The sequence below is a fragment of the Providencia manganoxydans genome (assembly GCF_016618195.1).
Lineage (GTDB): Bacteria > Pseudomonadota > Gammaproteobacteria > Enterobacterales > Enterobacteriaceae > Providencia > Providencia manganoxydans.
Map to the genome: position 1 here is coordinate 2,818,792 of NZ_CP067099.1, position 24,401 is coordinate 2,843,192.

The window sequence follows — 24,401 nt, forward strand, 5'->3', positions numbered from 1 at the left end:
ATTCCATTTAATGAGTATTAACTCTTTACTGTTAAATTTAATGTCTTAAGCTATACAACAAAAAATGCTATTATCATCTCTCTCTTTAGCCTCACCATCATTCATTTCATATACAGATTCTATTAATTGCATTCCTCCTCTATTTTTCATTTCAGTTAAAAGTGCAGAACTCTAACTAAAAACCGCCCCTCTCAATCAAAGTCTAATCCCCTACTTTGATTAATAAAAAACGTCTAGAAAAAATTAACTTTAATTAACACCTTGTTCTATATTAATAATCTCTCATTACTGATTTTGTTCTTTCATAAATTTAGCCAATATGCACAATCTAGCAGAACGACCAAAAGACCCAGTAAACCGATTATTGATATTGAAATTGAGCAACAACAACCCGCGAACCTTCGTGAACGTTTATTTTATTAAAACCCAATACTATCGCTCAAATCTGCTAATGATGAACGGATAAGATCTCATCAAAAATGGTTCACAATGTATATAGTAAGTGGATAGCCGAAAACGATGTTAGCTAAACTGATATTTTAAATGAATAATGCCCTATCACTGCTCCAAGAAAGCAATAATAAGGCAATTAATTCATTATATTCAAATGGGTAAACCAATTACACAGGTATAGACATCACCTCTTGATATGCCGCCACCAACTTATTACGTACTTGGATCCCCATCTGCAAGCTCAAGCTGGCCTTTTGCATATCCACCATGACATCATTGAGCGATACATTCTCTTTCCCCAAGGTAAAATCTTCGATCTGTTTCGCCGAGTGGTTTCTGACGTCATTAATTTGCTCCACAGCTGACACAAGATGATCCGCAAATCCTACAGGCTCAATAATAGGTTTGCTGTGATTGGCGGCTTGGGTAGCAGTCGCTTGCAGCTGTGATAGCACCCCTTCAATAGCTTGAATAGTCATGTATTTCTCTTCAATTTCATAGGCGAACGGTCATCGCATTCTAGTTAGGCATACTTACCCTAGCACAGGCTTTTTAACTTGAAGCCGATAAATAACACCAAATTTATAGGCTGATTCCGTCATTAGATTTATTAGAGTCATCAATAATAGCAACGTAAAAAAGTGACGTGACGAAGAGGGAATAACATTGTTTCGCCAAAAGTGTTTTCATCTGTTGATTTTGCAAGGCAAGGAATATCTATGAGTGCCGCATCTAAAGAAACGGGAGAGGTTTCAAAAGGGTTTGCATCTATTGCTACGCGCCTCAAATCATCCCCAAAAATTCCACTAATGATTGCTGGTGCTGCGGCGATTGCGGTTGTTGTCGCCCTACTTCTTTGGCTACGCAGTCCTGACTATCGAGTACTTCTTAGTAACCTCAGTGCCAAAGACGGTGGTGATATAGTCAGCCAATTAACACAAATGAACGTACCTTATCAAATCGCTGATAATGGTAGTGCAATTTTGGTACCCGCGGATAAAGTTCATGAACTACGTCTTAAATTAGCGCAATCTGGATTGCCTAAAGGAGGCAATACGGGTTTCGAACTGTTAGATAAAGAACAGTTTGGTATCAGCCAATTTAGCGAACAAGTTAACTACCAACGTGCATTGGAAGGTGAATTATCACGCACCATTGAATCGCTGAGCCCTGTCCAAAACGCACGTGTTCATTTGGCCATCCCAAAACCCACTTTATTTGTTCGTGAACAAAAGCTCCCGACAGCCTCAGTCACCGTAGGATTACTACCGGGACGCATGTTAGATGAAAGTCAAATCACAGCAATTGTCCATATGGTCTCCAGTAGCGTTTCAGGTTTAACCGCTGCAAATGTGACGATTGTCGATCAAACAGGTCGTTTACTGACTAACAATGATAACAGTCAACAATCGGCTAATAGCGCACAAATAAAAATGACTAAAGAGATGGAATCCCATCTCAAACAACGGATTGAAGATATCCTGTCACCATTAGTCGGTCGCGCCAACGTGCATGCACAAGTCACAGCGCAAATGGATTTCTCTAAAGTTGAGCAAACCTCTGAAGAATATAAGCCGAATCAAACACCTGAAAGTGCGGCAATTCGCTCACGACAAAACAGCCAGAGTATGCAAAACAACAATGGTGGAACAGGTGGTGTGCCGGGAGCATTATCCAACCAACCACCAAACGCCCCATCAGCACCTGTTTCGACGGATAAAAACAACCAAACTAGCCAAAAAAATAATATGTCGGGTAATGGTTCAAGCCACTCACAGAGTGATGAAACCACTAATTACGAGGTCGACCGTAAAATTAGTCACACTCAGCGTCAGATAGGTGTTGTTGATAGATTATCAGTCGCAGTGATCATCAATTACTTACCCCAAGAAGGTGAAAATGGCGTCCAAATGAAACCATTACCACCAGAAATGATGAAGCAAATTGATGCGCTAACCCGTGAGGCAATGGGGTATTCAGTTGATCGTGGAGACTCTTTAAACATCACTAACTCATTATTTACCAACGAAACCGTTGTTGAAGAACAACCTTCGATGCTGGAAAACCCACAGCTTATCGCCCAAATATTGGATTACGGTAAGATCCTCTTAATCGCCATTATCGCTTGGTTTATGTGGCGTTTCGGTATCAAGCCACAATGGGTGAAATACCGCCAATCACAGCAAGCGCAAGTGACCGCCGAAACCTTTGTTACGACTCAACCTAAAACCCCGCTCGTGGTTGATGAAGAAATTAATGAAGATATGGACGAACAAACACGTCGTCGCCTGACTCGCCAACGTGTCAGTGCTGAAATTCAAAGTCAACGTATTCGTGAAATGGCAGAGAAAGACCCACAAGTGGTTGCCATGGTCATTCGTCAGTGGTTAGGAAAAGCACAATGATATTAACAGGAACCGAAAAAAGTGCCGTGATGCTAATGACACTCGGCGAAGATCAAGCCGCAGAGGTCTTTAAACACCTGAATCCCAAAGAAGTTCAACAACTGAGTATGGCGGTTTCTAACATGCGCCAAATCTCAAATAATGAACTGGCTGAGGTACTCACTGAGTTTGAAGAATCCGCCATTCAATTTGCAGCACTCAATATTAATACCAATGATTATCTACGTTCAGTGCTGATCAAAGCATTAGGTGAAGAGCGTGCGGCTAGCTTGTTAGAAGATATCTTTGATAAACAAGAAAGTACATCCGGTATTGAAAGTCTCAATTACATGGAACCGCAAACCGTGGCCGATATTATTCGTGATGAACATCCACAAATTATCGCCACGATATTGGTTCACTTAAAACGCAACCTTGCTGCCGATGTTTTAGAGCTGTTTGACGAGCGCCAACGTAATGACATCATGCTACGTATCGCGACCTTTGGTGGTGTACAACCCGCAGCCTTGGCCGAGCTTACCGAAGTTCTTAATAACTTATTGGATGGCCAAAACCTCAAACGCAGCAAAATGGGTGGCGTAAGAACCGCGGCTGAAATCATCAATCTAATGAAAAATCAACAAGAAGAAAGCGTGATTGATGCAATGCGTGACTACGATGGCGAATTGGCACAACGCATTATCGACGAAATGTTTCTATTCGAAAATCTTATTGAGGTCGACAATCGCAGCATTCAACGTATTCTACAAGAAGTTGCCAACGATTCGTTGGTTATTGCCCTTAAAGGCAGTAATCAAGCACTACGCGACCACTTCCTTAACAATATGGCGGTACGTGCTGCTGAAATCGTTCGCGATGATTTGGAGTCCCGTTCACCTGTCCGTATGTCACAAGTAGAAACCGAGCAAAAAGCGATCTTGATGATAGTGCGTCGTTTAGCAGAAAAAGGCGAAATCAGCATTGGTGGTGGAGACGATGTCTATGTCTAAATCACCAATCGATCAACAATCATGGAAACCTTGGCAACTGCGTGAATTGAATCAATGGGATCTCAATTCCCCAGCTATTCCTTCATTGGATGACCTACCAGAGCCTGATAAACCGAAAGTTCCCTGTCTTGAGCCGCAAGAGGTACTTGAGCAAATCAATCTATTGGATAACTTAAAAGAAGAAGCCCAACGTTCAGGTTACCAACAAGGCCATGAACTTGGACAAAAAGAAGGTTATCAAGCAGGTTTTGAGCAAGGGTTACGTGCAGGTGAAGAACAAGGTCGCCAACAAGCTCTCGCGCAAGAACAGCCAATCATTGAAACTTGGCAAAAATTACTGTCCGAGTTTAATTATTCAATTGATAGTTTCGATACCGTCATCACCACTAAGTTGCTGCAAATTGCCTTAACTGCCGCTAAACAAGTATTAGGTCAATCAACTATTTGTGATGGCACAGCGCTACTAGAAGAAATCAGCCATTTATTACAACAAAAACCCATTTTCTCAGGCCAGCCTGAGCTACATGTCAACCCTGCTCACATAGAGCTGATTGAGCAACATTTAGGTTCATTATTAAGCCTTAATGGTTGGCGTTTAGTTGCCGATCCTAAGCTACACCTCGGTGGTTGCCGTGTCGTCGCTGAAGATGGCGAAACCGATATGACCGTCGCGACACGTTGGCAAGAATTGTGCCGCCTTTATGCGCCGGAGACTTTGTCATGACCGTGAGAATGGGTCGCTGGATAGCAACACTGGATGATTTGGAATCCCGGATGAAAGGGATCCCAATGACACGCCATTATGGTCGCCTCACTAAGATCACCGGTTTAGTGATGGAAGCAGAAGGCATTAAAATGCCATTAGGAGCGACCTGTTTTATCGAACGTGCGATTAATGGTCGTCATGATGAAGTAGTATGTGAAGTCGTCGGCTTTAATGGCGCACGTATGCTATTAATGCCACTGGCTGATCTCGAAGGAATTGCACCGGGTGCTCGTGTTTATGCACAAACTACCGGCGATGACGGCCAAACTAGCCGCCTGTTACCACTCGGTGATGAATTACTGGGCAGGATCCTTGATGCACAAGGCACACCACTTGATGGTAAAGGCCCATTAGATGTTAAACATCGCGCACCATTAATCACGCCACCAATTAATCCACTTGAAAGAACACCGATTAATAGCGTACTGGATGTTGGCGTTCGCGCTATTAATGCGCTTCTCACCGTAGGCCGTGGCCAACGTATGGGGCTCTTTGCCGGCTCAGGGGTGGGTAAAAGTGTGTTACTTGGCATGATGGCTCGCTTCACGCAAGCTGACATCATTGTGGTTGGCCTAATTGGTGAGCGAGGCCGTGAAGTTAAAGATTTTATTGAAAATATTTTAGGTGCCGAAGGATTACAACGTGCAGTCGTAGTAGCCGCCCCTGCTGACGTTTCCCCCTTACTACGTATGCAAGGGGCCTCTTATGCCACACGTATCGCCGAATACTTCCGCGATCTTGGTAAAAACGTACTGCTGATAATGGACTCACTCACTCGTTACAGCATGGCACAGCGTGAAATCGCACTCGCAATTGGCGAACCACCTGCAACAAAAGGCTATCCCCCCTCTGTATTTGCAAAATTGCCTGCATTGGTTGAACGTGCCGGTAATGGCAAAAACGGAGGCTCGATCACCGCTTTTTATACCGTACTCACAGAAGGTGATGACCAACAAGATCCGATTGCCGACTCTGCACGCGCTATCTTAGATGGTCATATTGTGTTATCGAGAGCGCTTGCCGAATCAGGCCACTACCCCGCTATCGATATTGAGGCTTCAATTAGCCGTGCCATGACTGAGCTCATTGATAAGCAACACTATCGTTTGATCCAACGGTTTAAACAACTCACCTCCAGTTATCAACGCAACCGCGATTTGATTAATGTCGGCGCTTATGCAGCAGGCAGTGATCCCATGTTAGATATGGCAATCCAATATTACCCACGTATGTCGACATTTTTACAGCAAGACATTGATGAGCGTTGTGATTATCAAACGGCTTGTGAGCAATTAGTTCATGCGATTCCCAATGAATAATGAGGGGTGAGATGAGTAACAATAATGCGTTAACAACATTACTAAATTTAGCCGTAGAAGCTTCCGACGAAGCGGCAAAAGTGTTGGCTCAAGTTAGACAAACGCAAGTACAAATGTCTCAACAACTCAACATGCTAGAAAATTATCAAACTGAGTATCGCCAAAAACTCAATCAAACATTACACAGTGGAATCGATGCTGATAAATGGCAGAACTATCAACAATTTTTAGTCACATTAGAACTCACCATTGAGCAACAACAGCAACAGCTAACGTTATGGGAACAACGCGTGAGTGAAGCTAATCGCCATTGGCAAGAAAAACAACAAAGAGTGAATGCGTTCGATACCTTAATTCAACGTGCCGAACACAGTAAAAACCAGCGATTAAACCGTTTAGAGCAAAAACAGATGGATGAATTTGCTCAACGTGCAACGTTACGGAGAAACCAATAAATGGATGTCAATACGCCTAACGCCCCCGCAATTTCTTCATCTACGGGGCTAAAAAACAGTCATAATCAACAAAATGATCCGCGTTTAGATGCCGATCAAGTGCCAGTATTGCCCTTCCAAGCAGTTCTTGATAACCAGCAACCGGTTCAAAAACCTACAAACACCAATGATCTTACTGCTAACAAAACATCCCATACAGCTGCTGACACAGTACAAACGGAAAACTCGCCACAACCAACAACTAAGCAGCAAGCTGAGCATGCCATTGATCAGATGAATTACAGTCGAACTTTACGTCATGACGGTGAACACCCCGTATTACAAACACAGCTACTTAATCAAACAGATAGCCTAGAGCAGACTTGGCTAAATAATTTAAAAGTGACAGACGACAGTAAAACATTCATATCCGCTTCAACGCAGTTTGCTGATGGCAAACAAATGGCCCTTATTCCTTTTGCTGAAAAATCAGTACAACTTAATGCCTCATTTGCCGCTACAGTGCAATCTGAAGAAGATAGTGAACTGCGCGCACCGATACGACTCACCGATCTTGATAATAAAGACCAACCTGCACACTTAACTGCTTTTATTAAAAATGAAAAAGAAGAGCGCAAAGATCAGCCTTTATTACCGTTGAATGAAAGCAAAAAAATTGTCGTGAAAGATTTATCTCCTGACTTTATGCCACTAAATAAAAAGAGCATAGAGAGGGAAACATTCTCAGTATCCCAAGCGATCAGCAATGGAGAAAATACGGGCAATCTGAAGAGTGCCTTCACCTCTTCTGTCGATAACTCTCTACTACAACCTACGTCAACTCAATCGGCCTCTGCACATACAGTCAGTATGATGCCGACACCTACCGCCACACACACTGTCAGCACCAATACACCGATGATACCCATGCAACCGGGAGTACCACTCGGCAGTGAAGCATGGCAGCAGCAAATTAATCAACATATGCTATTTTTTTCACGCCAAGGTATTTCACAGGCACAAATTCGCTTACACCCTGAAGATCTTGGTTCCCTAAATGTCCATTTACGCATAGAAGATAACCAAGCGGTAATGCATTTTGTTTCACCTCATAGCCATGTTCGCGCAGCAATGGAAAGCATGATGCCAATATTGCGTAACGCACTCCAAGAAAGTGGCATTCACCTAGCACAGGGCTCTGTAGGACAAGACACCCCTAATGGCCAATCAGGTTCAAACAAGCAAACCGACCATCAACAAAGTTTCCCCTCCTCCAGTGCAACTTTAGTCGGTATCGCTAGCAGTGAGTCATCATTGACTCCATCAGCTCAACCAGTGACTCGTGCACGAGGTGGCATTGATACATTCGCTTGATTTTCAAACAATAGGTGGTGATTTCGTAACTAAAGCGCCGAGTTACCCCCTTTTTGTTTCGTTTTTCCCCCCTTTAGACTGGCTCAATCAAGCCATAATGCTAAAGATTACAAAGTAAAACCCTAATTGGGTTTAGTTTTTATCAATAGGAATTTTGCTAACATGCCGTCTTCAAGCAATTCATCTAAAAATTCAAATAAAGGGCTAATGATACTCTTTGCCCTTCTTGCCATCGCTGGTGCAAGTTTTGGCGGTTACACATGGTGGACAACACAGCAGACGGCAAACCCAGTCAATGAAGATGAAAAACGCATCAATATGCCTCAACCCATCTTTATGGATTTAGAGCCCTTCACCGTAAATCTACCTGGCTTGAATGAATCACCTGATCGCGTTTTATATATCAATGTGACCTTACGGCTCGCCAATGAAAAATCACGTAAGCAACTTCACGAATACTTGCCTGAAGTTCGCAGCCGCTTGTTATTACTGTTGTCTGAACAAAAACCGAAAACACTCAGTACCCATGAAGGGAAACTACAGTTGATGCAAGCCATTAAAGAAACTCTTTCACCGACGCTGATCCCGGGAGAGTCAGGACAAGATATTTCAGACGTATTATTCACGACCTTTATTTTGCGGTAATTCAGATGAGCGATAATATTTTATCTCAGGCTGAAATCGATGCGTTGCTCAATGATGATGCACCATCATCGAACCAATCAGCGACACCATCCAAAGACAAAGAACACGTTCGTCCTTATGATCCGAATACACAGCGCCGTGTTATTCGCGAGCGTATGCAATCACTTGAAATCATCAATGAGCGATTTGCACGTCAGTTTCGTATGGGATTGTTTAATATGCTGCGCCGTAGTCCAGACATTACGGTAGGTGGCATTAAAATCGAGCCTTATCATGAATTTGCTCGTAATTTACCTGTTCCAACTAACTTGAACTTGATCCATATGCCACCATTACGTGGCACGGCGCTGTTCACATTTGAACCCGCGTTGGTGTATATCGCAGTCGATAACCTATTTGGTGGCGATGGCCGCTTCCCTGTTCGCTCTGAAGGTAAAGAATTCACCAATACTGAACAGCGTATTATTAATAGGATGTTGAAACTCGCTTTGGGTGCCTATCGTGAAGCTTGGAAGCCAATAGCAGATATCGATGTGGAATATGTGCGCTCAGAAATGCAAGTAAAATTCACCAATATCACCACATCTCCAAATGACATCGTCGTTACCACACCTTTTTTAGTGGAAATCGGCAATACCATTGGTGAATTCAGTATTTGTATCCCTATCGCTATGATTGAGCCACTGCGTGAGCGGTTAATTAATCCCCCCGTAGAACAAGGCCACCAAGAAAATGAAGCATGGGTCAGTAATTTAGTCACGCAAGTTAAACGCTCAGAGTTAGAACTTGTCGCCAATTTTGTCGATATCCCATTACGGATATCTCGCTTACTGCAACTGCAAAAAGGGGATGTGATCCCTATCGATAAACCTGACCGATTAATGGTCAGTGTTGATGGTGTGCCCGTATTGACGAGCCAATATGGCACTCAAAATGGTCAATATGCATTGCGTGTAGAACATTTGATTAACCCTGTTTTAAACACTCTAGATGAGGAAAGTACCAATGAGTGAGGCGAATAACTCTCCTGATGCATCAACCAATCACGACAGTGAAGATTTATGGGCTGAAGCGTTGGAGCAACAAAAGAAAGCGGGATCCTCCTCAGCCAGTGCACAGGCGTTTGCAAGTTTAGATGGGCAAAATACGCTTGATCAGCTTTCTGATATTAATTTAATTATGGATATCCCAGTTCGTCTATCTGTCGAATTGGGTCGCACTAAAATGACTATCAAAAAACTATTAAGCCTTTCACAAGGCTCAGTGGTTTCTCTTGATGGACTTGCTGGTGAGCCATTAGATATTTTGATTAATGGCTATTTGATTGCTCAAGGTGAAGTGGTGGTAGTCTCTGACAACTATGGTATCCGTATTACCGATATCATTACACCGTCAGAACGCATGCGCCGTTTAAGCCGTTAATAGGTTAGAGACTGATATGAAAACGACTCCATTTATTAGCCAAACCGAACAACCAAGCGGTCAGGCGATCCCCGCCCTCAGTAATAGTCATAGCTTAATGCAAATATCAGGGGCATTAGGTGGGATCATCTTGTTAATACTGGCTGGTTCATGGTTAGTGAAAAAACTCGGTCTCGCCCCTAAACAATTAGGTAAAAGCCAATTATTAAAAGTGAAAAGTAGCTGTTCACTTGGCAACAAAGAACGTGTAGTTGTGGTAGAAATGAATAATGAATGGCTGGTGCTAGGCGTGACTGCACAATCTGTGAATTTACTGCATCAATGCCCAGCGGTGAATAAAAAACCACTTACATCGGTCCCTGAGCCGCTGACATTTCAATCTGTGTTCAAGAAAAAACAAGATACAGTTGAGCAAGTGGCCTCCAAAATAACAAATTACCAATAATTGGAAGCACACATGTTCCCTTTGAAAACGATAGCTGTGATCGCTTCATTATTACTACCCACTCAAGCTTTCGCTTCCTTGCCGCCTATTATCAGCCAAACACTACCTGATGGTGGGCAAAGTTGGTCATTACCAGTACAAACATTACTGTTTTTAACCTTATTGGGCTTTATCCCTGCCTTACTGTTAATGATGACCAGTTTTACTCGCATTATCATTGTATTAGGTCTATTACGTAATGCACTCGGTACCCCTTCTGCACCACCGAACCAAGTATTATTAGGTTTGGCACTATTTTTAACCTTTTTTGTGATGTCACCGGTTGCAGATCAAGCTTACCGCGAAGCCTATCAGCCATTTAGTGAAGATAAAATTAGCTTAGAAACTGCTTTAGAAAAAGGCACGGCACCATTTCGCACTTTTATGTTAGGACAAACTCGCGAATCAGATTTAGCGCTATTCGCACGGATCGCCAAAGTCGGTGATATTCAAGAAGCCAAAGACGTGCCAATGCGTATTTTAGTCCCTGCTTTTATTACAAGTGAGCTTAAAACCGCTTTTCAAATCGGCTTTACCATTTTTATTCCGTTTTTGATCATCGATCTCGTGGTCGCTAGTGTATTAATGGCGCTCGGTATGATGATGGTGCCGCCGGCAACCGTGTCTTTGCCTTTTAAATTAATGCTATTTGTTTTAGTCGATGGCTGGCAGCTGCTACTTGGTTCTTTGTCACAGAGTTTTTTTTAACTAATAGTATTGAGTCGTTTATGCTCAAAATCATTCGAAGTGCTGATGGGCAACAAGTGAGCCAATCGCTAAGAGCATACATAAGTAGATGATGAGAAGCGAATGAACGCAGTCAACAACACTGCGACTTGAACTATGACAAGTATCAATGAGGAATAGTGATGACACCTGAATCCATCATGGCAATGGGCACAGAAGCCATGAAAATTGCTTTAATGTTAGCCGCACCATTATTGCTGGCGGCTCTTGCTGCGGGGCTAATTATTAGCCTATTGCAAGCCGCAACACAGGTGAATGAAATGACCCTGTCATTTATTCCCAAAATCCTCTCCGTGATTGCAGTGATCATTATTGCCGGTCCATGGATGCTCAATCTACTGCTTGATTACATGCGCGCGTTATTTAGTAACCTGCCATTTATCATTGGCTAGCCATGTTAACCATTACCAGTGAAACGCTAACGCTTTGGTTAAGCCAAGGTTTCTATCCTTTTATTCGCCTATTAGCCCTATTTGGCACCGCCCCCTTCTTCAATGAAAAACAATCTATTACCAAAGCACGTATCATCTTAGCTTTTTTTGTGATTTTAATTGTTTCGCCGCAACTGCCTATCGTCAATATTCCTTTATTTTCAGCAATGGGGTTATGGGTGATTGTTCAGCAAATCGTGATTGGTATTGCTATCGGACTCACGATGCAGATGGCATTTGCCGCTGTACGTCATGCAGGTGAGGTAATTGGATTACAGATGGGACTTTCTTTTGCCACCTTTTTTGATCCAACTGGCGGCCCGAATATGCCCATTTTAGGACGTATTCTAAATCTGATTATGTTACTACTATTTCTTTCCTTCGATGGCCATTTGTGGCTGATTTACATCGTGATCAATTCATTTGAACTGATCCCAATTCAAGTCTCTCCTCTTAATCGAGACGGTTTTTGGTCATTAGTCCAATTTGCCAATAGTATTTTTATCAATGGGTTAATGTTAGCACTACCTTTTATTACCTTGTTTTTAATCCTTAACTTAGCCCTTGGTATTCTGAATCGTATGACTCCACAACTCTCGGTGTTTGTCGTTGGCTTCCCTCTGACATTAACCATTGGTATCAGTATGTTAGGGTTAATTATCTCGATCTTACCACGTTATAGTGAGCGTTTGATTCATCAAGCCTTTGAGCAGTTGTCACTGATGTTTGGGTTGTTTGTGGGTTAGGTAAACTAGGTAGTACAGCAAAAGCTACCTATGCATTCATTTTATCTTTAAGTATCACTTCAGTAGTTCAAATAAAAATTCAATTTGTATATCTATCCTTATAATGATGAGTAAAAATATTATCAGCAATATAATTGTTCCTTTATATAATCACATTTAAACAACACTAAAATAATCTGGCAATTATCCACAAAAAATTATGTATAGAGATAAAACACAGAAAATCTGTAATACTTTAATTAGAAATAACGTTTTAAACGCTGCCTATATGGCAGTAAATGCTTAATCAACAATAAAATAACCTTTTCTAAGCTGCCTGTGCGACAGTGAATCCACCACAAGACCGTATCAGTATCAATATGTATTTCTAAGCTGCCTGTACGGCAGTGAACACTCCGAGCGGTTGCCTTCCATGCACCAAAAATTTCTAAGCTGCCTGTACGGCAGTGAACGATTCTGGTATTAAATCTTGGTCAATGGCATTTTTCTAAGCTGCCTGTGCGGCAGTGAACAGAATGGTTTTGGGGTTTACCGCAATCGGGAATTTCTAAGCTGCCTGTGCGGCAGTGAACAATGGTTTTCAACGTCTGTTTGTGCGTGAACTTTTCTAAGCTGCCTGTGCGGCAGTGAACATTAATCCCAAAGTTGGATCAGGGCTTTTTGTTTTCTAAGCTGCCTGTGCGGCAGTGAACATTGGCAAGCCGCAATTATCTGATGCACAAATTTTCTAAGCTGCCTGTGCGGCAGTGAACTGCCATATCAGCGCGAGCCATTGCGTGAGTTTTTTCTAAGCTGCCTGTGCGGCAGTGAACATTGTGAACGGCGTTTTAGCGGGTCGCCGCGTTTTCTAAGCTGCCTGTGCGGCAGTGAACCAGATTTACCACCAGAACTCGTTAATCAATTATTTCTAAGCTGCCTGTGCGGCAGTGAACTAGACTTTATCAAATAAAAAATAAGTTACAACAAGTCGTTAAGCGTATTTCTACAAAAATACCTTCTTTTTCTCTACTTATTGTAACCCATTGTTTTAATATCAAATTTTAAAATAGCAAAAAAACAAGGTCAAAAATGTGGAACTGTTGCTAATTTTATATCGCCAGTAACTGCTTGACTTAATCCATAGCAATTAAACAAACCTGTTTGGGGCTTTTCGGCTGAAAGGCATTTAATAAACAGTGGAAACGGACGGTGCCCACTTGCTTCATTCCGTGATTTAGTTTGCTGACTTTCAACCCATAAAAACGGCAAACGGCTCTGTGCTTTCGGCTGTTTCTCCTTCAGCTGTGCCAAGCAAGCCTCAACCGACAAACCGGATTTAGTTGCATATAGTCGCGCCTTTTTTTGCATATCCAACTGGATCCGTTTTTCACCCTTTACATGCTGGCGTACATAGCTAACCGCTGTAGCGTATTCAGGCACCAGTTGAATTGATTTGATATGCACATAATCAGATAACCTCTCCAACCAACGGCTTATGTTTAACTGAACCAGTGCCTGTTCAGTTTTTGCCAATAAACGCATTTTTTTACCTAATCGAAAACCAACGCTACCATATTCAGGAAATGCAATCGCAACTGCGCTATCTCCTGCGGCTGATTTGTTGTCAACAAGGGCAATATGCGTTTGCTGATAAACTTTTTGCCATAAAAAATCTAACGGTATGGTTGGATCAGGTAATAAAGTTATCTCCTGATAATAGTTCATAGCTCACCTTATTTGTCGCTTTCACCAAATACACCACCACGAACCAACACCGCCATCACATAGTGTTCATCCTCAACACGCGCTAATTTTTCACCTCTAGCCCATTTGTCAAAGTGAGTATAAAAATCTTGCTTAGCACCAGGGGTGCGATAAGCCGTACCAAGGTTAGTCACTGCACCATAAGGCTCGATTGCAATTGCGCCAGCGCTATTAACCTCATCATCATAAGCAGGATACCATGTATCAATAGAGCGTAGCGCGTTGCCCACTTTTTGTGAGTGCATCGCCGCATGACCATTGACATGATAAAGGATCTTGCTTTTATTGCCTTTCCCCTTATCCATCACCAACTCTTCACTTGGATAAACTTCTTGTGCTTTTCCTAGTTGTGCATAAGTGGTAATTTCAAGCAATAATGCACCTTCACTATTTGCCAAGGCCGAAGCAATTTTATTTCCTAATTCTGTAACTTGCTTGTCTTGCTTATCAAAACTACGAATGCTGTATTGCGTTGCATCAAATGTCCATTGCTGCTCTTGCCCTGAGTTTAATATATTGACTTCAACTTCAATTTTTTCGGCTCCAACTCGGTTGCGCCATAAAAAACGCGCATTAGCAATATTATGCGCATAGCGACGACCTAACTCACGAAAGCCTTCTTTTTCAATATACTCTTTAGCTGCTTTGGTGTAGCTTTCTTTGAATAGTGCATTGTTACAAGCAGAAGGTGATTCAACGCCCCCCAAAACTTTAAGGGTGAATTGATGCTTTAATGTATCTTGTTCGGTACCTAATGCACATGCATCAACGGTTTGTAAATTGGCTTTTTCAACTTCTGCATTTAGTTTTAACGGGTCGTTTTTAACCGCGCCTTTTAACCTATTTGAAATGGTTCCGCGAACCGATTTTTCTTGAAGAGCCAAAGGGGTAAATTGGCTTTTATTATCCCAGCTAGTGCCATAAAAATAACCATCAGATGGAACCAATTTTTTTTCAAAGGCCAATACTGAGGCTACATCGTTATTCTTCGCCATTTTTACTCTCCGCTTGTAAAATGTTTAGGTTGAACTTGTTCGCATAAATAGAGATTATTTTCAAAATCCTGTGCATAACACCAAAGTATTTCATCAGGACATTCGGCTTTATTGACCATTAAAAATTGCCCTAATGTGATCATACTTTCTGCAAATCGATGGGAACATTCAGGGTCGCGTTGATTTTTTGCTTTTCCTAATGGAGATATGCCTTGAAACCCTGTTGCTATAGGGACAATCCAGCCCGATGTTTTGCGTTGCATTTTCCATTCAAATGGTTTCTTTTTAGACTCATCACTGTTTTCTATTTCAACACACTGGTTATTTACGGTGACATAATCTAATAGTGCATCCATGGCATCTTGCCCTTCTTGCATCGCCTCCATCATTAAGTCGCGGCGTTCAATTAAGGCATAACCGGGCATTAAGCTATTAAATAATTTGATTTTTTCAGCATTATTGTACCCATCAGGTAAAATATACCGTTGTGGCATCTCAACCGACAAAATATCGCCACCAGCCAGTTTCATGGTTGGGATCAGCTCATGGATTTTATTTAATACTGCGGTATTGATTGGGGAGTCTTCGTTATCTTCATATTTAATTAATAATGACACATCCAAATGGCACCTTGCTTCTTCAATAAAAGCTGAGCGATTACCGTCTTTATCAAGAGGGTTACCTGTACCAATAATTGAATTCACAAAATCACCAGGACCCCGGTAAGTTTGCAAATTACATTCATGGCTGATCACCGCCAGAGCATCAAATTGAACATCTAATTCATAATCATTATTAAGCTTACGTTCTAAAGCATGCATAAAGCCAAGCCATGCGGTCATCGCAGGGAAACCAATTGTCAACGGGCTAGATAAGGCATTGGCATTAAGGACTTTAAGATGCGGTAGTTTAATAAGATAGATAGGCTCACTCATCTTAATAATTCCTTATTTTTAGCCACAATCTCAGCGATGGCATTAAACTCATCATTACCAAATGACAGTGCCTTTTTACCATTGACCTTGTTATAGCCCGCAATAAATTGGCGAGTTATTTCCGCAATTAACACCAACAGCCAATCATCCAAATCATCACGCTGCTGCTGCATGTTTGGAAATAGCCATGTTTGTTGGTATTTAGCAAGTTTGGTCGGTAAAACGACATCTTCTTGTTCATATGCACGGCGGATTTTCCACATCATGATAATTATGTGATCCACATATTCTTGAATTCGATTATCACGGTATTCAGAAAAACGACTACCTCGCTTATCTTTTGGTAATGTAATTAACCCATGAAAAGCTTCAAAAGCCTCTTTTATATGCCAAGGGTTAATACAATCTGCAAAGAAATTTTTTGAGGGTAGTCGTGTTTCCCGTATATTTATCACGGGAGGAAGAGAAGGTAATAAATGTGCCTTACCTGCGTTTTGGTTATTTAGAACCGAAATATTTTGTGGCTTAGTTCCCCCAAAACCAATGGTGGTAATACCATAAATTTCTTTAAAACCCATTTCGCTATATTCACCTTTGCGTTTTAAGTCACGCAATGCTTTGGTTTGTTCGGAAAAGCGAATATTGTCGATACGTCGACGCATTTCAAACACTATCCCTGAAGGGGTTAATACTGAAAGCAAATGGTAGTCTTCATGATCAGTCCATACGGGAAAATAGACTTGTTTTATTTTTGAGCTAGTCACCGCGGTTTCATCCGTCGCAGCCATAGCCAGAAAGCCTTCCCGTAATTCTTGATAGCTCCCCGTATTTATCGTCAATAATGATTTTGCGAGGGGAGTTTCTGCTTCAATGTGAGATAACAGTGTTTTGTGATCTTGCATTTGTAAAGTCAAAAACTTATAGACATCTAATGCCGCGGCATTGCCTAATGCATCAGCTTCAACAGTCACATTTCCTGATCGTAAAAAACCATCATTTGCATATTGACTATGTGCAATAGTTGCACTGACTGAACCATTTTTATTTTTACGGGCGCTAGGGTGGCTAAATGTACAAGGGTGAGTCGAAATAGATATTTGTCCTGCGCGTTTAGCCGCACTTGGTAGCCACTCATTTAATGAAAAAGTTTTTTCACACTCTTGCTGTAACTGGCTAACTTCATGTTCATTCATTGAAGCTTTTAAATTCTTTTTAAGCCAGCCCTCTTTGCGCTCGGCAAAGAAAGCGTCTATTGCTGGATCAAGCATATTTAGAGGTCCTTGTGACTTAAGTTAAATACCAATCTAGCCGACAACACAAAAACGATCAACCATTATACTCTAAAAAGATAGATTTAATTTATACTAGGGATGATGACGACTATGTACCAACTTGATAAACTTCCCAAACTACCGCATAGGTAGCTTAGAAAATTATTCTCTAGAATCTAAAACCATGTTCACTGCCGTATAGGCAGCAGATAACTGGCCTAGTGCCAGTTATCTTTCTACTTCGTAAATCCCCATCTGGTCATCATATTGATAATTATGGTTATCATTATCACGCTTCAAAAAGCTAACCTCACCGTATAGCCGTGAAATCGACGTGAGTTGCCCCTCATCTTGACTATGTTGATAAATTGATTGCTGATAATCCCTCACTAGCCATAATCTTTCTTTCAACGATTTAGGAAAATCAACGTACTGAACACCTGACACACTATCTTTCGTGACCCATCCGCTAACTCGGTCATACTCCCAAAATTCAGGTTTTCCTCTATTTGAAATCACTAATGAAAGCCGAATCGATAATGAGTTTTTACGAAAAGGTGCTAATTGCACGGGTATCGCCGTCATCCACCAGCAACCGTGGGTATAGCCCCATAAATGAGATGCCGTATTAACTCGAACCATAGCAGATGAATTTGCGCGTGAACGCCTTCTTTGATGTGTTTTGACTGTTTTTCCAACTTGCTCAGTTGGAAAAAGGCAGTTGGTTTTCAACGTATAACTAATCGATGCATGCTCTAAACTGGCGAAATTACAACTTTTAGTGCCCTCAACATTGGTTGGTTTTTTTATTCGAGGCAGTGAATTAATTGATTTTCTTAACTGTTGCTCATCAACCAGTTCACTTAAATTATGCGTTTTGAGTTTTATCGCACTATTTTCATAACCTGGACGAACAAAAACATATTTCTCCTTACCTTGAAAACCTTTCCAATTATATTGCAATAATGACACATTCGGCTGTTCGACCTCGCCTTCGCGATGGCGACGTACCCGCCCTGATACCTGAATGATAGAACGATATGACGACGGTTCGACAACCGCCCAATCAAAGTCATGATCGCGTCCTACTTCCTCAACAGGTGTAGCAACAAGAATAAAGATCAAGTTCTTAGCCTTGCCTTGAGTTTCAGTTAAATGCTGACGAATAATAGGATCGGCAAGTGCGATAGGTTGTTCACCCATTTTTTCTTTACGTTTAAGCACCTTATCTAAATGCTGTTCTTGTTCATGACGCAGTAATAACACCTGCCGACTGTGATACGCCATTGTGCGAATTTCAATATTTTCAGGCCATTCACATTCAAGTAAAAAACGTGTCAATTCAACACAAGGGCTGATATTGGCTACTCGTACCACACCAAATGAAAGTTGAATACCCGTTTGCTGATCAACAAAATGATGATGTTCATGTTGCGTTAAAATGGCTGCTTGAATATGCTCAAAAAAGCGCTTCTGACTATTTTTCCCTTGCTCAATCGGCATCGGTACAATTAACGCTTTACGGCGAGCAGGTAGTGACTGTAAAACCTCAGCACGTTTATCAACAAATTGATCGTGATATTGCTGATATAAGTACACTGAATTCACATCATTTGCCGTGATGGTCGCAATTTGTGTTGTCGCTTGGCACTGATCTTTCGCTGAATTATATTTACCTTCGTCCATCCATATGCAACCAATTTGTAATGGCTGTTGTCGGCTTTTAGCATGAATATACCAGCCTGATTGATAAGCATGAAAATAGGCTAAAGCAGTATCAGGAGGGATGGTTGCCGAAGAGATCATCACCTTTCTCCCAAGCAGGCCAGCGAAGTGGATCAAACGGCCGATAGCAATAAGATCATCATCGCTAAAATCATCCACTTCATCAATGACAAGGTCAGATGACATTAAACGTAAACTTGGCAAAATATAACGGCCACCACGAGTGGTTTCTGTCGCGCCCATAATATGGTCAATAGTACAAGCCAAAACAGGCGCATAGAGCAACGCTCTATCTTTTGCTTTGGTTAATACAGTTGATAATGCTTCTTCAGGGAGAGCGCCTTGCCACTTATCCTCTTGCCATAAGAGCACTTCTTCGTCGTCATCAAATAATGTTTCCTGTGATTCAGAGCCTATATCTTGTGGCTTAGTTTTATTTTCAGCATTATCATCATCTTTCGCGCTGTTATCAGCATCAGCTGCATGATGATGTAATTGAGTGACAGCTTTAGAACCGACTAATACAGCCAGTTCATCTTCCTCTAGCCCAATACTGTCTTTGTATTCATCACCTGTTTGTAATGTGAGTGTTCGCAACCCCAATGCGAGTATAAAACGTAAGCTTTGCTTATCTTCTGATAATGCTTGCATAACTTTTGCATTTGCTCGCGTTTTACCACAACCTGTGCTGGCCATATTGACAATAAAATAGCCTTTTATATCGTCTTGTTGTTCACGGTATTTATGAATTGTGCTAACGACATCTTCTTGCCAGCTAAATGGCCCGGTGCTGTTTTTTTGATGAGTTAATTTTTTAACCTCGCCCGCTGTAGGTGGCTCCCCTTCAAAAAAAGGTAATTGTTCCGCCACATCGCGAGCAATTTCAGCAACCTTAACGAGGTGCTCATCCAGTTTTTGTTTAAATTGCATACCTTTATTGAGTGGATTCTCTTTTACATAATGAGTATTCGCATAAAGGGGAATATCGCTTTTCCACTGTGGGTCATTTTCTTTTGAAGAGTAATTATGATCCCCTAACATGAGACAAAGGCGTGCATAATGGGCAATGATTTTCCAGCTACCATCAGCCATAGCTTGTTGAAATAGAGGCAATTGCTGTTTTAAGTGGATCGCAGCTTGTTTAATCGCTTGAGTCCATATTGGTGACGTACTTAATAAGCCATTTGGAAATTCAAAACACATGCCTAGCCGCTGGTTAAATTCCTGCTCATGATATTTATTTTCATAACCCCAATACTGTTCAATGAATGTCATCATATCTGCCAGTGTATTAGCTTCTTTATGGCCTATTTGGCTTAACAGTAGACGGTCACCATTTTTAGCATCACCCTGTTGCTGTTTAACATCTAAAAAAGGCAGTCTATGATGGGATAAAATTAGCCACGTTAATAATGATGCGGCATCGGGTAGCCCTGATAGTGGCAATCCCGCTTGTTGATTCTGTTTCGCCCACTGTTGTAATTGTGATTCATCCCATTGTTGCGTACTCAGTACATCGAGCCAGTTTTCATCATTTTCACTATTAGGTTGGCTTTTCACTAATGCGCTAAACAGTATTGATGAAACCCATTCATGCCTTACTGGATCACCTTTAAAAGGCGTTTTAATCTCTGGGTTAAGTTTATCTTGAAATAGGCGCGATGCCTTGCCCCAATCATGTAGGAGTGCTGCTAATTTAGCAAAAGCTTCTATGAGAGAAAGGTACTGCCAATCATTTTCATGTTCGCGCCCAAGAAAGGATTTTTCTGTCCGATTAACAGGTACATATCCTTCTGAGTTAAATTTTTTACGGTTGCCTACAACCCACAACAGTTGCGTTCGTGAGCGAGAGCGTATCCAATGGCAGCTAACCGCTGTGCTACGACTGGCACTTTTTCGGAGCATTTTTTTGACCGTTTCTAGTCCCTCAGCGGTGATAAGTGTCTGCCATGTGTTATCACCAATACGATTTGCAAACGCATCGAGTACTCGGCGTGTTCTTTTTAAAGCGTATTTTTCACACTGTGAAACGAAGGTCACGATCATTGCGTTGGCTCCTGAGTTTGTTGCTCTGAGCCTGTTTGTAAAGCGATTGCTTTTACGGTATCAAAAAGGTAATCGAGTGCATGGTTATCAACAAAGGATTGTAAAATTTGCTGGCGAAACTCTTGCTCACTAGCATCTTCCTTTGCACAAATAAAAGACCATGGCAGTACGATAGCATCTTTAATTAAATCAGCTATATCAAATACTAAGGCTCCCCGCCTTGTTTTACCATGCATCACCGCAAAACCGTGAGGGATCCCTAATACCCACAAGCAACTGGCTGCTAAGCCATAGGCCAAATAATTACCGTGATTTAAAAAAGCATTGGCTTTATCTATCGATTTATGTTGCCGTGAAAAGTGCTTTTGCCCAGTATTATTTGCCGCATACTTATAAAGGTTTTTTGTTAATTGGGCTTCGGTAAGTAATAACTCTTGCGAGTTTGTAGCGGTATCTGTTCTTATTTGAAAGGTGTCTAGCGCACTTTGGATAAGACTATCATTATAGATAAAACCTTCATTTTGTAGCTCTCGCGAGTTCTGCCAAATTTTCTGTAAATACTTGATACGCGCTCGTTGCAACGATTTTGCTGCCCGTAAACGTTCAGTATCATCAAACCAAAACTTCATCCAACCCTGTAGATATTCAGTCGGTCTATATTCACTTTGAGGGGTTAACCATTCCACCTCAGAAGCCATGTAAAGAGGCGTTCCCCCACCACCACAAAAACCAACAAGCACACCTGCCTGAGATAACATCCGCATCGCCGCTTGTGTTATCGATGTTCCTGTGCCTAGCATCAGAACCGTTGTATTAGCGATTGGAATATTAAAATAAAGATTTTCATTTTTTGCTTCGGTGAGATAGAGCACGCGCCCATCTTTCTGCATCACTCGACAATGCTCTAGATAGTACATATTGGCACGTTTAGAATGCAGAATTGTTTTTAGATCTGAAGGGGAAAAATCATCCATGTAAATTTGGCCTTTCCATTAGATTAGTAAGTTACATTATTATGTTAATACAATTTACCTTATGGAATGTCTATAGCAATTAACCTACTGTTATGCATTATTATGCAATTTTGGGAAGATGATCGCAGAGTTGGTGAATAAAAATAACTCATTGATTGCATTCAGATTGTCTAATTTCAATTGGTTACTATGTGCTTTTTAATAAAACAAATAAGCATTCGATGGTAACAATCATTAAGCTGCCTATATGGCAGTGAACAGTAAAAGCGGTACGTGGTCGATTACGGTGACATTTCTAAGCTGCCTATACGGCAGTGAACTTTATATCCTGCACCGGAAAGCTCGCCTGATGTTTCTAAGCTGCCTATACGGCAGTGAACGCTGAAATATTTATTCGATGGGCATGGAAAATTTTCTAAGCTGCCTATACGGCAGTGAACTACAAGATGCTCTTTGCCTGCTTCAATTGGCGTTTCTAAGCTGCCTATACGGCAGTGAACGTTGTCGCGGGGTTTGTGTTGTATGGGGGAAGTTTCTAAGCTGCCTATACGGCAGTGAACGGTACTAATTTCAATGTAGTTATGCTTTACAATTTCTAAGCTGCCTATACGGCAGTGAACACCACCACAACGGTTGTCACCGCAACCACAGTTTTCTAAGCTGCCTATACGGCAGTGAACTATAACTTACCAGATAAAATGTCTTAGACAACAATTCATTACTGTATTTTTTCGTAAAACACCTTCTTTTTTTCTTATCATTATAACCAATTGATTTTATTAATAATCAATAGATAACAAAAAACACAAGGTCAATAAAGATTAAGACGGAATAGAGACATTATAAAATCGTGTATCGATATACAACACTGGGGGCTATACCCCCAATGTTGAGCCTCCATCGACCACAATATCTTGCAAGGTGATATGACTTGCATCATCTGAAGCTAAAAACAAAATGGTGCTGGCAATTTCATCTGGTTTAGCAATTTTCCCTAAGGGGATCCCTAATTTAAATTGATCTGCGGCGCCTGAAACCCGCTGTTTAACTGCATCATGGCTCACCCACAGCATACGTTGCATATCGGTATCCGTTGAACCTGGAGAGACTAAATTAGAACGTACCGCACTACTAGACAGCTCTAAACCTACCGTTAAAGCTAAACTTTTCAATGCTGCTTTAGATGCACAATAAGCACTCATCCCCATACGCGGTAGATGTGCTGCATCAGAAACAACCGTAACTATCGCTCCACTTTTTTGTTTACGAAACTGTGCCATTGTTTGTTGAAATAGATAAAAAGCACCATCTACGTTTACCGAAAAAACTTTTTTCCAATCTGTCACATCCAGTTCATCAGTATTGCCAAGCCTTAAAATACCCGCAGCATTGATTAATACATCCAACCTCGGTTGAAGCTCAAATAATCGGTGACATGTTTGAGCAACTTGTTGAGGATCAGCAATATCAATCACTTCTGTTGCAAAAGGATAATTGCCTTGAGTAAACGCAATATCAAACCCAGTTACCTCAGCGCCTGAGTTCACAAATGCTAGTGCTGTCGCTAATCCAATCCCACGTCCGGCACCCGTAACCCACACCGTTTTATCGCGAAAATTAAATGTACTTTTCATAGCGTTCACATTTTCTGTGACAGTAATGACCACCATGCGTTAATGCTTGGCTCCTTAGCTAAACTAATAAAATCAATATGTTGATAAGTTTTTCGCCAATTGGAAGCTAATGACATTATTTGTATTGAATCTAATCCATAATCAATAAGATTTTCATCATCTAAAGGGAAATCAGAGTCATCAAGCAAAGAAAGAACCTGTGTACGCAGTGCTTCCTTTGAAATCGCTGTTTGTAATAAATCTTTGGTCATGAGTACACAACCAGCACGACCCGCAATATAATTGAGTGACATTAAGTGCTCATCTCGACTAAAGTCCGCCATCGCATCAGCAACAAAAAAGGGTTTAATATCATGCATAAATGCATCGATAGCGGTCACCATACAACCAATATGCGCATAGATCCCAACAATGATCAGTTGATTGCGATGCCCTTCTCGCATCTGCTGCTCAAGTAATGACCGTTGAAATGCACTATAACGCCATTTAGGTAAGATAATGTCATCTATGTGAGGAGATAAAGCTTCAATTATCGGCTGTTGCTCGGGGGAGTTGACTAAACCCGCTCCCCAGATATCATTAAGTAAAGCACGTTCTTCATGACTTTGGTTTTTGGGCTGAGCAGTGTAATAAATGGGGATCCCATGCAGCCGGCTAAATTGTCGCAGTATATTAATGTTATCGATAACTTTAGCTAACATTGGGCTGTTTTTGTCCCAAAAGTTGACAAAGTAATACTGCATATCATGAATAAGCAATACCGCTTTATCTGGTTTAAATTCCCAATTAACCTTGTTGGGAGGAATATTGTTCATATTTGGTAAATCATAGTCTTGCAGCTTTGGTATTGCCATTTTCTTCTT

At 41.4% G+C, this 24,401-nt stretch carries 22 protein-coding genes and 2 CRISPR repeat arrays; of the genes, 13 read left to right on the top strand and 9 right to left on the bottom strand.

Annotation, left to right across the window (positions count from 1 at the left end):
- Positions 1-620: 620 nt before the first annotated feature.
- A complete protein-coding gene (gene fliE / locus JI723_RS12680; RefSeq protein WP_070926102.1) occupies positions 621-932 on the bottom strand; it encodes a flagellar hook-basal body complex protein FliE in 312 nt (103 codons plus the stop codon).
- A gap of 240 nt (positions 933-1,172) precedes the next feature.
- Here fliE and fliF point away from each other — a divergent pair, with 240 nt between their 5' ends.
- From fliF to fliR, 13 genes are all read left to right on the top strand, one after another.
- Positions 1,173-2,858, top strand: coding sequence for a flagellar basal-body MS-ring/collar protein FliF (gene fliF / locus JI723_RS12685; protein ID WP_319068555.1), 1,686 nt, complete (start codon positions 1,173-1,175; stop codon positions 2,856-2,858).
- Complete coding sequence (gene fliG / locus JI723_RS12690; protein WP_070926099.1) at positions 2,855-3,847, top strand: flagellar motor switch protein FliG; 993 nt, start codon at positions 2,855-2,857, stop codon at positions 3,845-3,847. The genes fliF and fliG overlap by 4 nt, the downstream gene beginning before the upstream one ends.
- A complete protein-coding gene (gene fliH / locus JI723_RS12695) occupies positions 3,840-4,571 on the top strand; it encodes a flagellar assembly protein FliH (RefSeq protein ID WP_272579597.1) in 732 nt (243 codons plus the stop codon). The genes fliG and fliH overlap by 8 nt, the downstream gene beginning before the upstream one ends.
- Positions 4,568-5,932 carry a flagellar protein export ATPase FliI gene (gene fliI / locus JI723_RS12700; protein WP_070926095.1) on the top strand — a complete coding sequence of 455 codons (1,365 nt, stop codon included), beginning with the start codon at positions 4,568-4,570 and terminating at the stop codon, positions 5,930-5,932. Before fliH ends, fliI begins: the two co-directional genes overlap by 4 nt.
- A gap of 11 nt (positions 5,933-5,943) precedes the next feature.
- Positions 5,944-6,387 (top strand): flagellar export protein FliJ, encoded by a 444-nt coding sequence (gene fliJ / locus JI723_RS12705; protein ID WP_070926093.1) that lies wholly within the window; start codon positions 5,944-5,946, stop codon positions 6,385-6,387.
- Positions 6,388-7,740 (top strand): flagellar hook-length control protein FliK, encoded by a 1,353-nt coding sequence (locus tag JI723_RS12710; RefSeq protein WP_337979419.1) that lies wholly within the window; start codon positions 6,388-6,390, stop codon positions 7,738-7,740.
- 162 nt (positions 7,741-7,902) lie between these two features.
- The gene (gene fliL, locus JI723_RS12715; RefSeq protein ID WP_070926089.1) at positions 7,903-8,385 is read left to right on the top strand and encodes a flagellar basal body-associated protein FliL; all 483 of its coding nucleotides are present in this window, start codon (positions 7,903-7,905) and stop codon (positions 8,383-8,385) included.
- Between the two features lie 5 nt (positions 8,386-8,390).
- Positions 8,391-9,398 carry a flagellar motor switch protein FliM gene (fliM, locus tag JI723_RS12720; protein ID WP_319068560.1) on the top strand — a complete coding sequence of 336 codons (1,008 nt, stop codon included), beginning with the start codon at positions 8,391-8,393 and terminating at the stop codon, positions 9,396-9,398.
- Entirely contained in the window at positions 9,391-9,807 is a 417-nt protein-coding gene (gene fliN, locus JI723_RS12725; protein WP_070926085.1) for a flagellar motor switch protein FliN, read from the top strand. Before fliM ends, fliN begins: the two co-directional genes overlap by 8 nt.
- A gap of 16 nt (positions 9,808-9,823) precedes the next feature.
- Complete coding sequence (gene fliO / locus JI723_RS12730) at positions 9,824-10,252, top strand: flagellar biosynthetic protein FliO (protein WP_337979420.1); 429 nt, start codon at positions 9,824-9,826, stop codon at positions 10,250-10,252.
- A 12-nt stretch (positions 10,253-10,264) separates the two neighbouring features.
- Positions 10,265-10,999: a flagellar type III secretion system pore protein FliP gene (gene fliP / locus JI723_RS12735; protein ID WP_319068565.1), complete on the top strand. Its 735-nt coding sequence runs from the start codon at positions 10,265-10,267 to the stop codon at positions 10,997-10,999.
- A 161-nt stretch (positions 11,000-11,160) separates the two neighbouring features.
- Entirely contained in the window at positions 11,161-11,430 is a 270-nt protein-coding gene (gene fliQ, locus JI723_RS12740; RefSeq protein WP_140181651.1) for a flagellar biosynthesis protein FliQ, read from the top strand.
- 2 nt (positions 11,431-11,432) lie between these two features.
- Positions 11,433-12,215, top strand: coding sequence for a flagellar biosynthetic protein FliR (gene fliR / locus JI723_RS12745; RefSeq protein ID WP_140181649.1), 783 nt, complete (start codon positions 11,433-11,435; stop codon positions 12,213-12,215).
- Between the two features lie 303 nt (positions 12,216-12,518).
- Positions 12,519-13,147: a CRISPR direct-repeat array (repeat unit 29 nt; unit sequence TTTTCTAAGCTGCCTGTGCGGCAGTGAAC).
- Between the two features lie 130 nt (positions 13,148-13,277).
- On the opposite strand, the gene cas6f is transcribed toward fliR, so the two are convergent.
- The 8 genes from cas6f to JI723_RS12785 form a co-directional block, all read right to left on the bottom strand.
- Positions 13,278-13,919, bottom strand: a complete 642-nt coding sequence (gene cas6f, locus JI723_RS12750) for a type I-F CRISPR-associated endoribonuclease Cas6/Csy4 (protein ID WP_319068568.1) — start codon at positions 13,917-13,919, stop codon at positions 13,278-13,280.
- Between the two features lie 8 nt (positions 13,920-13,927).
- A complete protein-coding gene (csy3, locus tag JI723_RS12755) occupies positions 13,928-14,953 on the bottom strand; it encodes a type I-F CRISPR-associated protein Csy3 (RefSeq protein WP_319068569.1) in 1,026 nt (341 codons plus the stop codon).
- Positions 14,954-14,955: 2 nt separating this feature from the next.
- Positions 14,956-15,888, bottom strand: coding sequence for a type I-F CRISPR-associated protein Csy2 (gene csy2, locus JI723_RS12760; RefSeq protein WP_319068571.1), 933 nt, complete (start codon positions 15,886-15,888; stop codon positions 14,956-14,958).
- Positions 15,885-17,156, bottom strand: coding sequence for a type I-F CRISPR-associated protein Csy1 (gene csy1 / locus JI723_RS12765; protein ID WP_319068573.1), 1,272 nt, complete (start codon positions 17,154-17,156; stop codon positions 15,885-15,887). The genes csy2 and csy1 overlap by 4 nt, the downstream gene beginning before the upstream one ends.
- Positions 17,157-17,387: 231 nt before the next feature.
- Positions 17,388-20,930 carry a type I-F CRISPR-associated helicase Cas3f gene (gene cas3f / locus JI723_RS12770; protein ID WP_337979421.1) on the bottom strand — a complete coding sequence of 1,181 codons (3,543 nt, stop codon included), beginning with the start codon at positions 20,928-20,930 and terminating at the stop codon, positions 17,388-17,390.
- Positions 20,927-21,904, bottom strand: a complete 978-nt coding sequence (gene cas1f, locus JI723_RS12775; protein WP_319068578.1) for a type I-F CRISPR-associated endonuclease Cas1f — start codon at positions 21,902-21,904, stop codon at positions 20,927-20,929. The genes cas3f and cas1f overlap by 4 nt, the downstream gene beginning before the upstream one ends.
- Positions 21,905-22,135: 231 nt before the next feature.
- Positions 22,136-22,584: a CRISPR direct-repeat array (repeat unit 28 nt; unit sequence TTTCTAAGCTGCCTATACGGCAGTGAAC).
- 195 nt (positions 22,585-22,779) lie between these two features.
- A complete protein-coding gene (dhbA, locus tag JI723_RS12780) occupies positions 22,780-23,538 on the bottom strand; it encodes a 2,3-dihydro-2,3-dihydroxybenzoate dehydrogenase (protein ID WP_070926148.1) in 759 nt (252 codons plus the stop codon).
- A gap of 5 nt (positions 23,539-23,543) precedes the next feature.
- A complete protein-coding gene (locus JI723_RS12785) occupies positions 23,544-24,392 on the bottom strand; it encodes an isochorismatase (protein ID WP_272579593.1) in 849 nt (282 codons plus the stop codon).
- Positions 24,393-24,401: the final 9 nt, after the last annotated feature.